The following is an 11,925-nucleotide window of genomic DNA, read 5'->3' on the forward strand; positions in this document are numbered from 1 at the left end:
GAGGCTTTACCACGCGCGGACAACATCCAAATCTGGGTCATCAGCTGCTCGTCACTGACGAGCAGCTGATGACCCAGTCGATAAACAAAACTACCGCACGCTCGCCATTTTTCGGATGTGCGCCACGATCAAGACTCGATCTCGGATCGTCCGCCTCAGGATCAAAATCCAAGGCTTCAAAAATCCAGGAGCAATGCAGCGAACCTAATTCATGCAAATCCCGTGATCTGCTTCATCAGGCCCCTTCTCTCTTCCCATAAAGTGCTATCTATCTGCTGGGCGATGGCCTCGTCCTCTGGTGTCACGAACCAGTGAACCTTGCGCTCTTTCAGGGCTTGCCAGACAGTTTCCGCTACCTGTTGCGGCATTACGTTCACGCCCAGGATATCGACCGATCTCGCTTTGATCTGCGGCGACAGGACCATCGGCGTAGCGACATAGGCGACCATGACGTCGCAAACCCAGATGCCTGCCGCTTCCAGCTCGATATTGAGCGCTTCAGTCAACGCACGAACGGCAAACTTGCTGGCCGAATAAGCAGCCTCTTCAGGGATGCCATGAACGGCGGCGACCGACGACATCGTAATGATGCGCGACCTGGGTCGTTGACGCAGATACGGCAGAGCCAGATGCATGCCGTTGATCACGCCATTCACATTGACGTCGATCAGCTTGTGCATTGCAGCCAGCGAGCATTCTGCAAATTCGCGCATCTCTAGAATGCCGGCGCAGTTGAACAGGACATCAAATCCATCAGCGCCAGCAAATGCCTCCAGCGCGGACGCCAGTGAATCGGGATCGCACACATTGGCCTGATAGGCCGTCACTGCATCGCCAAGCTCTGCAGCCAGGCTTTCGATCCGGCTGCAATCAATGTCGCAAAGCGCAATGCGCCAGCCCTGAGCCGCAAAGAGCTCTGCCGTGGCCTTGCCAATTCCCGAACCAGCCCCAGTGATGAAGATAGAAGGTTTCGTCATACGTTCCACTCCTGTCAGGCTGGCTCGTTCCAGTTAAAGCAGCGGAACTGATCCCGGAGGTCTTTCTTGCTGATCTTACCAGTGCCAGTGTGCGGGATAGCATCAACAAAGGCCACGACCTCGGGCACCCACCATTTGGCGATCTTGCCAGCGAGAAAGCTGCGAATGTCCGCTTGGCTGCACTCCATCCCGGGCTTCTTGACCACGATCAGTAAAGGCCGTTCATCCCATTTGGGGTGATCGATGCCAATCGCCGCTGCCTCAGCCACCGCCGGATGAGCGACCGCTGCGTTTTCCAGCTCGACCGAACTGATCCACTCGCCGCCCGACTTGATCACGTCTTTCGCGCGGTCGGTCAGCTGCAATGTGCCATCAGGATGGATTACGCCGACATCGCCCGTGTCGAACCACTGGCCTGCAACCCCCGCATCGTCATCGGCCTTGAAATAGCGCCTGACCACCCAGGGCCCGCGCACCTGCAACGCACCGGCGGCTAGGCCATCGCGCGGCAAGACCTTCTCGGGATCATCCAGATCGACGCATCGAATCTCAACCCCAAATGGTGGCCGTCCCTGCATCGCCTTGACGCTGACCTGCTCGTCAAATGGCAGATCGTCCCAGTCCCAGGTCTCTGCTCCGATCGTGCCGATGGGTGAGGTCTCTGTCATCCCCCACGCATGCGCGACACGGCATCCTGCCCTCATGAGGCGGTCGATCATCGCGCGCGGCATGGCCGATCCACCCGTGACAATGGTCTGCAAGCTGGGTGGTATCTGGCCGCTGTCGTGCGTATCGACATGCTGCAACAGGGCCAGCCAGACCGTTGGCACTCCTGCCGAACAGGTCACCTTCTCGCGGTTCATAAGATCGCACAGCACAGCGCCGTCGTTGACCGCAGAATAGACGAACTTGGCTCCGGCCGCAGCCCCGGCCCATGGCAGGCCCCAGCTTGCAGCATGGAACATCGGCACGATCGGCAGCATGACCGAGCGGCAGTCCATTCCGAACACCGATGGCGTAAGCGCGGCCATGGCATGCAGCATGCTCGAGCGGTGTTCATACAGCACGCCCTTGGGGTTGCCGGTAGTGCCGCTGGTGTAACAAAGCATGCACGGGTCGCGCTCGTCTCCATCGTACCAGGCAGTCTGGCCGTCTTCGCCGCCGATCCACGCTTCGAAGTGCAGCGCAGGTTCGCTGCTGTCGAAGCAGATATAATGTTCCACCGTCGGCCAGCGCGGCTTCATCCGCTCGACAATCGGTGCCCAGACCTTGTCGAACAGCATCACCCGGTCTTCGGCATGATTGACGATGTATTCGAGCTGATCATCGAAAAGTCGCGGATTGAGCGTGTGGAGAACAGCGCCGGCACCCACAGCGCCATACCAGGAAACGAGATGCCGGTGATGGTTCATCGCCAGCGTGGCGATGCGATCCCCAGGCTGCACGCCCAACTTGCGTAGCGCCTGCGTCATGCGCAGCGCGTCGTGCCGGATGCCTGCCCAATGGGTCCGCGTCTCGCTGCCATCAGCCCAGCGGGTGACAATCTCGCGCTTGCCATGCTCGCGAGCGGCATGATCAATCAGATGCGTGACGCGCAGTTTCCAGTCCTGCATCGAACCGTGCACGGTCGGGAGCGTCATGCCAGCAACCCGCCATCGACCACCAGCTCGCTGCCGGTCATGTAACTGGATTCGTCCGAAGCGAGAAAAACCACGGTTGATGCCACTTCCTCCACCGCGCCAAATCGCTGCATCGGAATTCGCTCGAGCGTTCTGCCGGCAAAATCTTCGGGCAGCAGCGCCAGTGCGTCCTGCACCATCTGGGTACCGATATAGCCGGGGTGAACGCTGTTGATCCTGATGCGGTACCCAGCCCTTGCACAGTGGATGGCCGCCGATTTTGTCAGCAGGCGCACGCCTCCCTTGGATGCGTTATAAGCGGGCAGGTAGGCACTGCCGATCATGCCTTCGATTGACGAAATGTTGATGATCGATCCGCCCTTTGAACGCATCGCCCTGACGCCAGCCTGGGTTCCCAGAAAAACGGCGTCAAGATTGATCGCCATGGTCCGCCGCCAGTCGGCCAGGCTCTGCGTCTCGATCGTGCCGGGAAGGGCGATGCCGGCATTGTTGACCAAAATGTCGAGGCCGCCAAATGCGTCAAGCGCGCGGCCGCAAACCTCGATCCATCCTTCCTCCAGCGTGACATCCTGCTGGACAAACAGGGATTGGGTCCCATTGACGCGCATCTGCTCGACCAGCGCAAAGCCTTCTGTCTCGCGAACATCGGTTACCACAACCTTGGCACCTTCGCGCGCCAGAGCAACGCAGATGGCCGCGCCGATCCCTCGCGCCCCACCAGTCACCACCGCAGTTTTTCCGTCCAAGCGCACCTGCAAATCCCTTTTCCTGAAAAAAGGCGGGGCCGGGCTGGGCATGGCCCGCCCCCAAGTTTTTGAGAGATTAGAAACGGGCGGTCAGTTCCACGCCATAGGTGCGCGGCGTACCCCTGTTGAGATAGTCGAGACCGAAAATGTCGATGTTCAGGCCATAGCTGTAGTAGAATTTGTTGGTGAGATTCTTGACCCAAAGGCTGGCCGAATAGTTGCCCTTCTCGATCGTCAGGCGGCTGTTCGCCAGCCAATAGCCGGGGTTGCCGCAGGTAATGGCTACGCCCGCAGGCCGCACCGCGCCGGGTGCCCCTGGCCGGTCGCAAGGATCTAGGCCATAATCGCCGAACGGATCGAAGAAATACCGGCCGGTATAGGCGGCATCGCTGCGCAGGTTCACGCGAAGGTCGCCTGCCTTGTAAGCATCCCAGTCAAGCCCGATCGAGAAGGTCTCGCGCGGAGCGTTGGGGAAGGGGTTGCCATTCACGTTCCGTGTCGGACTGGATGGATCTGCCGGATTGACCACATTGCCCTGGTATTTGCTGCGCAGCAGACTCGCCGAACCGTCCAGACGCAATGTCGGCGTAATCTGCCAGGTCAGCTCTGCTTCACCACCATATAGGCGGCCATCGGCACTTCGGGTGAAAGTGGTGGCACCGATAACCTGGGTGACCTGATGGCCCTTGTAGTTGTAATAGAAGCCCGCAAGATTCAACTGCACGCGGCGGTCGAACAGCCTCAGCTTCAGGCCGCCTTCATAGGCATCAATCGTCTCGGGCTTGATGAAATAGACCTGGTTGGTCCCCTGATAGGCCAGGCCATTGAAGCTGCCGGCGCGATAGCCGCGGCTATAGTTGAGATAGCCCATCACATCGTCGGTAAAGTCATATGAAACGTTGACCCGCCCAGTCAGGCGGTCAGCCGATTCCCGCTGTTCAAGCGCTGGCAGGTTTGCGTTATACGGGAAGGAATAGGGGATCGTGCTGGCGGCGATACGGCGACCGCCAAGATCGAAAAGCACCGTTCGCCCATCGAGATAGTTGATCTTGTCACGGGTATAGCGCAGCCCGACACTGACGGTGAGCGCATCGGTAAGGTCATAGCTCGCATCGGCATAGACGGCGAACGACGGCCGACTAATCGTGAAGCGCTGTTCGCCGTTGATCGGTCCGAATGGCGGTGCACCCGCCGCACGGCAAGCCGCCGAGACTGCTCCACCGAAACCGCCACCGCCAGAATTGTTCAGCTGAATGTCGGTCAGCAGGGCAATCAGCGAGCGGGCGTCGAGGAAACCGTTGGGATTGCCTGTCGGCACCGGCGCGCAACCTGCCGGCGTAGTCGGATTGAGAGCGGGATTGACGGCAAAGGCCGGCACGATGGCGGTGGCCTGAGGCGCGGAAACCGGCGCATTGAAGAAACTGTCGGTTGCGCCTGCGGAGCGGAGCAGCGGCTCAAGCACTCCGAAAAAGTCGATTTCGTTGCGGGTCTTGATCCTGTCCTTGCCGTAATAGCCCCCGGCGACGAGGTTGAGCCGGTCGGTCTGGAAGGTCAGGCGCAGGTCCTGGTTGAAGTTTTTGCTGGTCGAATTGTAGCGCAGCGCGCAAACGTCGTTAGGCGAACCATCGCAATCGAAGGGCGAATTGCTGTATTTGCCCCAGTCATATCCGGTGATCGAGGTCAGGGTCAGACTGTCGCTCAGCTCCGCCGCGATGCTCAGCGAAAAACCGCGGGATGCGGTGTAGTAATTGCCGCCCGTATCGGCAGCCACCTCGTTCCGGCGGAGCGGACGCCCGCCGTTCTGGGCTGGATCCGACCTGGAATATCCCAGCACGTCCCTGTCCCCGGCCAGCTGGCCGATCGCATAGGGATTGGGCGCAACCGGATTGTCACGCGCGAAATAGCCCTTGAGGTTGATATCGACCGTCTCGACGGGCTTCCAGCGGAGGCTGGCGCGGCCGGCATAGGTGTCGGTCGTGCCTGCATCGCGATTCTGCGCGGGGTTGAACTGCCAGCCATCGCCCTTGGCAAACGTCCCAGCAAGGCGGATGCCGAGCACATCGGGAACCAGCGTGGCCTCGACTGCGCCCTCGGCTGTCCATGTATCGAAATTGCCATAGCCGACCGTTGCATAGCCTTCGCTCTCACCGAGCTTGGGCTTGTTGGTGAAGAAACTGATGGCACCGCCAGTAGTGTTGCGACCATAGAGCGTGCCTTGGGGGCCACGCAGGACTTCGATCCGCTCAAGGTCATAAAGTTGCTGCCCGTGGCTGGCGCGAAAGCTCTGATAAACCTCATCAACATAGACTCCGACAGGCGAGGCAGTTGATGCGGAGAACTCGTTGGCCACGGAAACGCCGCGCAGCGCGAAATTTGGCTGTGTGCGCCCATAGGGCGTCGTGATCTGCAAGCTGGGAACGAAGCCCTGCAGGTCGGATGTTTCACTGACCCCGCGCGACTGCAGTTCGTCACCCGTCAGCGCAGAGACGGCCAGGGGCACATCCTGCAGAATCTGCGCGCGCTTCTGCGCCACAACAACAATGTCCGTGATTGCCCCCTCGTCTGAAGGCTCGGCCGCCTCCTGTGCAAAAGCAGGCGCTGTGTTCAGTACGATTCCTGCTGCGCCTGACAATAAAAATGCTCGCAGCTGTTTGTATGGAGTCATGTTCGTCTCTCCCTTGATGTTATCGCCGTCCCATGCTCTTCATGAGCAAGTGGCCGGTTGATTGTTCATTGAAGATTATGTTGCGCCAGGCTGGTCCAGCCTGCCATGTCACGTCTTGCCAAGTTCTTGGCCTGACGTGCCAGATCGGGTTGTCATTTGCAGCGATCAGGCCGCCTCGTATCCGAGCACCGCCTTGACCTCCATGAACTCGTGGAATGCCAGCTCACCCCATTCGCGGCCGTTGCCAGACTGTTTGAAGCCACCGAACGGCGCGTTCAGATCCAGCGCGGCATAATTGAGCAGGACCTGCCCTGCGCGTAGTCGCGACGCGACGGCGCGCGCCTGGTCGAGACTGGCCGATTGCACATAGGCGGCCAGGCCGTAGACGCTGTCGTTGGCAATCGCGACGGCTTCATCGACGTTGCAATAGCCGATCAGGACCACCACCGGGCCGAATATCTCCTCGCGCGCAATGGCCATGTCGTTGGTTACGTCCGCAAAGACTGTGGGCTTGACATAATAGCCCCTGTCCAGCCCATCGGGCCGACCGGTGCCGCCGGCGACGAGAGTTGCGCCCTCGGCCATGCCCTGCGCGATCAGCGCCTGGATGCGGTCCCATTGCGTCTGAGAGACGACCGGGCCCAGCGCAACCGCTTCCTGCGGCGAGCCGACGGTCTGTTGCGCGATGGTCTGCGCCGCAATCGCCTTTGCTTCCTCCATCCGGCTGATTGGGACCAGCATGCGCGAGGGGGCATTGCAGCTCTGACCGCTGTTCACCATCATCGCTTCAACACCGCGCGCTACCGCATCGGCAAGATCGGCATCCGGAAGGATGATATTGGCCGACTTGCCGCCCAGCTCCTGATGCACCCGCTTGACGGTGGGGGCGGCATCGCAAGCGACCTGTACGCCAGCCCGCGTCGATCCGGTGAAGGAGACCATGTCGACGCCAGGATGCGTTGAAATCGCAGCACCGACCGATGGCCCATCGCCGTTGATGAGGTTGAAGACGCCATGAGGCACGCCGGCCGTATGGATCGCCTCGGCAAAGATCTGCGCGCTGAAGGGGGCAACTTCCGAAGGCTTGAGCACCATCGTGCAGCCGACGGCGAGCGCCGGTGCAACCTTGCAGGCAATCTGGTTGAGCGGCCAGTTCCAGGGCGTGATCATCCCCACCACTCCGATAGGTTCGGCTGTGATCAGCGTCGTTCCCATGGTGCGATCGGTTTGGAGATCTGCCAGAATCTGCCGCGCCAGTTGGAAGTGACCTAGGCCGAAAGGCACATGGGCGGCAGCGGCCAGACCCGCTGGCGCGCCCATTTCCTCGGTGATTGCCGCTGCAAGATCATCCTTGCGCGCAACCAGTTGCGCCAGCACTGCGTCTAGCAGGTCCAGGCGCTCGGCCCGGCTTGTACGCCCAAAGCTGTCGAAAGCGCGCCGCGCCGCCTGCACGGCACGATCCACGTCCGCTGCACCGCCCATGCTGATCTGGCCGACAACCCCTTCGGTGGCGGGGTTGATTACCTCCAGGGTCCTGGGTTTTGCAGGCGGCACCCAGGCACCGTCGATGTAGAAGTCGAGATAGTTGCGCATCAGAATTCTCCCGCAAGGACTGGATTGTTTTCACGCAGCACTCCACAAAGCAGCCGCCCGGCACGCGCGATAAGGGCATCGCCGCTTGGCAAGGCACGGCGCATGGTCGCCATCCCGTGGATCAGGCCTGCCGCCTCCAGATAATGGCACTCGATCCCGCGCCGGATCAGTGCGGCAGCCAGCGCGCGGCCTTGATCTCGCAGGGGGTCAAGCCCTGCCGTCAGGATGATGGTCGGCGGAAGGTCTGCGTGCAGATCGTGCAGCACGGGCGAGACATCGACATTCCGGCGATCGTCCGCGACCGGCAGATAATCGGTAATGAAGCGATGCATGAGCTTGCGATCGAGCAAAAAGCCCTCAGCAAACTCGGCATAGGAGCCCGCTTCCGGCTCGGTGCAATCGCCCACCGGGTAGATCAGCAACTGGGCCAGCCGTTGCGCGGGTTCCAGCCGAGCACTGACCGCAAGCGCCAGGGCACCTCCGGCACTGTCGCCTGCAAGGGCAATGCCTGCCACCGGCGCTTCCAGAACCGCTGGCCCGGCTGCGACAAAGCGCGCCGCCGCAAGGCAATCGTCATGCGCGGCCGGATAGGGATGTTCTGGCGCAAGCCGATAATCCACCGCCACCACGCGCAGACCCGTCAGCGCGGCCAGCCGTGTGCAGAGCGCATGATGCGTATCCAGATCGCCGATGACCCAGCCGCCGCCGTGAAAGAAGACGATGACCGGTCCATCTGCGGGTTCCCCAGGGAAATAGGCCCGCATCGGCACGCCATCGCCCACGAAATCGGCGATGCGAACGGAAGCGTCGGCATCCGCCTCGAACGCGGCCCCCAGTTGGTGATAGACCGCACGGGCCGCTTCCGGTGGCAGGTCGCCCAAATGCGGCCCATCCATCGCGGCCAGGGCCTCCAGCACGACGGCGGTTTCGGGCAGGACAAGCGGCTCGCTCATTTGCCCGCTCCCCGTCCCTGTTCCTGAATCTTCAGCAGGAGCGCCCGTGAGGACACATAGGCGCGCAGGGCTTCGGCATCGGCGCTGGTCAGGGTCTTGGCGAAACTGATCATGCCGCGGTCCTTGAGCGCCCCGCCGATGACCACTTCCTTCCACCCTTCCGCGCTTGGCAGCACGCCAGAGCGGCGCAGATCCGGCACCACGCCGCTCGATACCGCGCCGGGTCCGTGGCAGGCCCAGCAGTCCTTCTGGAACAGCGCTTCGCCCCGCGCGACCAGCGATGCCGGGAACGGCTCGTTCGAAGGGTTGGCCGGTGCCTTGAAGAGCTTTTCAACCTTGGGCATGGGCGCCTTGCCGCCGATGCGGAAAACGTAGACGCGGCCATTCGGGCGGGGTCCGGGATTGTCGTTGAAATAGGACGTCAAGGCATAGGCACCACCATAGCCGGCCAGCACGGCGATATACTGGTTGCCGCCCGCCTCGAAGGTCATCGGCGCGGCCATGATGGCCATGCCCAGGTTCACATTCCACAGGACCTTGCCGTCGCGTGCTGCAAAGGCCCGGAAATTGCCGCGCGTGTCGCCCTGAAAGACCAGGCCGCCCGCAGTCGTCAGCACGCCGCTGTTCCAGGGTTCGGGATAGTCAAATCCCCAGGCCTCTTTCTGGCGCACGGGGTCCCAGGCGATCAACCGGCCGCCGAGAAGCGCGCGCGTCGCGGCAATCGTTGCTGGGTCGTCCGGCGGGGATGTGCGCTGTGTTTCAAGGCCCAGGTTCCACTGGCCCGGGCGGAAGGAATAATCGGACGGCTGTTCATAGGCGAACAGGGCCTTGTTGCCCGGAATATAGGTCAGTCCGGTCTCCGGGTTGAATGCCATCGGCTGCCAGTTATGCGCCCCCAGCGCGCCCGGCATCACCACGGCGGGTGCCTTTGCGAACCGGGCAGCGGGGATTTCTATCGGCCGGCCGGTGGTCATGTCATATCCGGTGGCCCAGTTCACATCGACAAAATTCTTGGCCGAGAGCAGCTTGCCGTTGGTGCGGTCGATGACGAAGAAAAAGCCGTTTTTCGGTGCCTGCATCAGCACCTTGCGCGGCTTGCCGTCGATGGTCAGATCGGCGAGCGTGATCTGCTGGGTGTTGGTATAGTCCCAGGTCTCACCGGGGTTTGCCTGATAATGCCAGCGATAGCTGCCGGTATCGGGATCGAGCGCGACGATCGACGAGAGGAAGAGATTGTCGCCCTTGCCCTGGCTGCGGATGCGATAGTTCCAGGGGCTGCCATTGCCCACGCCGATATACAGCTGGTCCAGTTCCTCGTCATAGACGATCGAATCCCAGACCGTGCCGCCGCCGCCCTGTTTCCAGTATTCGCCCGACCAGGTCGATTGCGCCTTTTCCGCAAGGATGCTGTCCGACGCGGCACCATCCGGACCATTGGCCGGATTTCCGGGCACGGTGTAGAAGCGCCAGGCCTGTTTGCCGGTCTGCGCATCATAGGCGGTAACATAGCCGCGCGCACCCAGTTCCGCCCCGCCATTGCCGATGACGACGCGTCCCTTCACGATGCGCGGCGCTCCGGTGATGGTATAGGTCTTGGACTGGTCTACGGTGACCACCGACCAGACGGGCTTTCCGGTCTTCGCATCCAGTGCGATCAGGCGTCCGTCGAATGTGCCGAAATACAGCTTGCCATCGTACAGCGCGGCCCCGCGATTGCCGACATCGCAGCATCCCTTGGCAGCATATTCGCCGGGCACCTGCGGGTCGAAACGCCAAAGCTCCTTTCCGGTGACGGCATCGAACGCATAGACCTTGGACCAAGCGGTCGTCACATAGAGCACGCCGTCCTTTTCGAGCGGCGTACCTTCCTGGGCGCGGTTGGTGTCCAGCTCGAACGACCAGGCGAGTCCCAGATCCGCGACGCTTTTTTCGTTGATCTGGGTCAGACCGCTGAAGCGCTGCTCATCGAACGTGCCGCCATAGGTCACCCAGTCCCCGGCCTCGTGCGAGCTTGCCAGCAACTTCTGCCAGGCGGCATCGTGCGAAGGCGACGAGCCTGAACCGAAATAGACTATCGCACCGACGGAAATGGCGATGGTGGTGACCGCCAGAGCGGTCATTCGTGCGAATTTCGACACGGTCTCTCCCCTTTATGATTGGGGCGAATGTGTCTTTATCTGCCAAAGCCTGCCATGGCGTGGCGCGCCAAGTTATTGACGCAATCCGCCACGCGGTCCTATCGTGCAAAGAAAATGACCGATTTGTGACCATCGGCCAGGCGGGAGACTGGATCTAATGAACCCTCAAGCTCTTTATGCGGCACTGCCTGATCTCAGCGCGCGCATCATGCAGTCGGTCGTGGTCAAGACGCTCAACGCAAACTGGGATTCCTTTTGTCAGTACAATCAGCTCAAGTCCTTGAAACTGGAAGATGATCCAAGAGAAGTTCTGGCCAAGGAAGAGCTGGTCATCCAGCAGGGATTTGTCCAGCTGACAGCGGGCCAGACCGATTTGTGGTTCGATATGGGCCAGCGCTATCGCTCGATCAAATATGGCGCGCTGGGACTCGCGATGATGACCGCAGGAACTTTGGGGCAGGCCTTGCAGATCGCCTGCAAATATCAGGCGCTCACCTTCTCGCTGATGCACTATCGCTTCGTCGCGCAGGAAAATGGCGCGGCCGCGCTGATCGCGGATCACGAGGGAATAGCCCCGGATTTGTACGATTTCACCCAGCAGCGCGATCTGGGGGCCGTGCATACCCTGATCCGCGACCTGATGGGCAACGAACAGGTGCTCGAGCGGGTGACGGTGGCCGCGCCGCCGCCGCGCAACTGGAGCGAGCTGCGGCGCAGCTTCCATTGCCCGGTCGAGTTCAATGCCGACCGGACGCGGTGGATCTTCCTGCCCAATGCGGTCAGCAAGTCCCTGCCTCTGGGCGATCTGGAATTGCAGACGCTGTACCTCACCCGCTGCGACCAGACGCTGGGCAAGGCGCGATCGGATGCGCCGATTTCGCACCGGCTGTCCATTCTGCTGAGCGCCTGTTCCGATGCGGCCATGTTGCAGGCCGGCGATGCGGCGCGCAGGCTGGCCCTGTCCGAACGCACCCTCCATCGCCGCCTGGCTGACGAAGGCACCCGGTTTTCCGCAATTGTCGATAAGGCCCGCTACGACCGCGCCTGCCAGTTGCTGGCGGACCCCAAGATGACGGTAGAAGGCATCGCCTTCGCGATCGGCTTTGCCGAACCTTCCAGCTTTTCGCGCGCGTTTAAGCGGTGGTCTGGCATGGGAGCACTAGAATATCGCAGGAACATTGTCGGCCAGATGCTCAAGGCCCATTAAGCATTC

8 protein-coding genes are annotated in these 11,925 nt (G+C 61.4%); 1 reads left to right on the forward strand and 7 read right to left on the reverse strand.

The genetic code is table 11. The features are described from left to right. Positions 1 to 209: 209 nt before the first annotated feature. From OU999_08655 to OU999_08685, 7 genes are all read right to left on the reverse strand, one after another. Complete coding sequence (locus tag OU999_08655; GenBank protein ID WAC25237.1) at positions 210 to 977, reverse strand: SDR family oxidoreductase; 768 nt, start codon at positions 975 to 977, stop codon at positions 210 to 212. Between the two features lie 14 nt (positions 978 to 991). Next, positions 992 to 2,617 (reverse strand): long-chain fatty acid--CoA ligase, encoded by a 1,626-nt coding sequence (locus OU999_08660; protein ID WAC25238.1) that lies wholly within the window; start codon positions 2,615 to 2,617, stop codon positions 992 to 994. Then, positions 2,614 to 3,414 carry a glucose 1-dehydrogenase gene (locus OU999_08665; GenBank protein ID WAC25239.1) on the reverse strand — a complete coding sequence of 267 codons (801 nt, stop codon included), beginning with the start codon at positions 3,412 to 3,414 and terminating at the stop codon, positions 2,614 to 2,616. Before OU999_08665 ends, OU999_08660 begins: the two co-directional genes overlap by 4 nt. Before the next feature lie 25 nt (positions 3,415 to 3,439). Further along, a complete protein-coding gene (locus OU999_08670; GenBank protein WAC25240.1) occupies positions 3,440 to 5,896 on the reverse strand; it encodes a TonB-dependent receptor in 2,457 nt (818 codons plus the stop codon). A gap of 297 nt (positions 5,897 to 6,193) precedes the next feature. After that, positions 6,194 to 7,621, reverse strand: a complete 1,428-nt coding sequence (locus OU999_08675) for an aldehyde dehydrogenase family protein (protein ID WAC25241.1) — start codon at positions 7,619 to 7,621, stop codon at positions 6,194 to 6,196. Further along, complete coding sequence (locus tag OU999_08680) at positions 7,621 to 8,574, reverse strand: alpha/beta hydrolase (protein ID WAC25242.1); 954 nt, start codon at positions 8,572 to 8,574, stop codon at positions 7,621 to 7,623. Before OU999_08680 ends, OU999_08675 begins: the two co-directional genes overlap by 1 nt. Beyond that, entirely contained in the window at positions 8,571 to 10,712 is a 2,142-nt protein-coding gene (locus OU999_08685) for a PQQ-dependent dehydrogenase, methanol/ethanol family (GenBank protein WAC25243.1), read from the reverse strand. Before OU999_08685 ends, OU999_08680 begins: the two co-directional genes overlap by 4 nt. Positions 10,713 to 10,869: 157 nt before the next feature. Here OU999_08685 and OU999_08690 point away from each other — a divergent pair, with 157 nt between their 5' ends. Beyond that, positions 10,870 to 11,919: an AraC family transcriptional regulator gene (locus tag OU999_08690; GenBank protein ID WAC25244.1), complete on the forward strand. Its 1,050-nt coding sequence runs from the start codon at positions 10,870 to 10,872 to the stop codon at positions 11,917 to 11,919. Positions 11,920 to 11,925 lie beyond the last annotated feature (6 nt).

The sequence above is a fragment of the Blastomonas sp. SL216 genome (genome assembly GCA_026625625.1).
Lineage (GTDB): Bacteria > Pseudomonadota > Alphaproteobacteria > Sphingomonadales > Sphingomonadaceae > Blastomonas.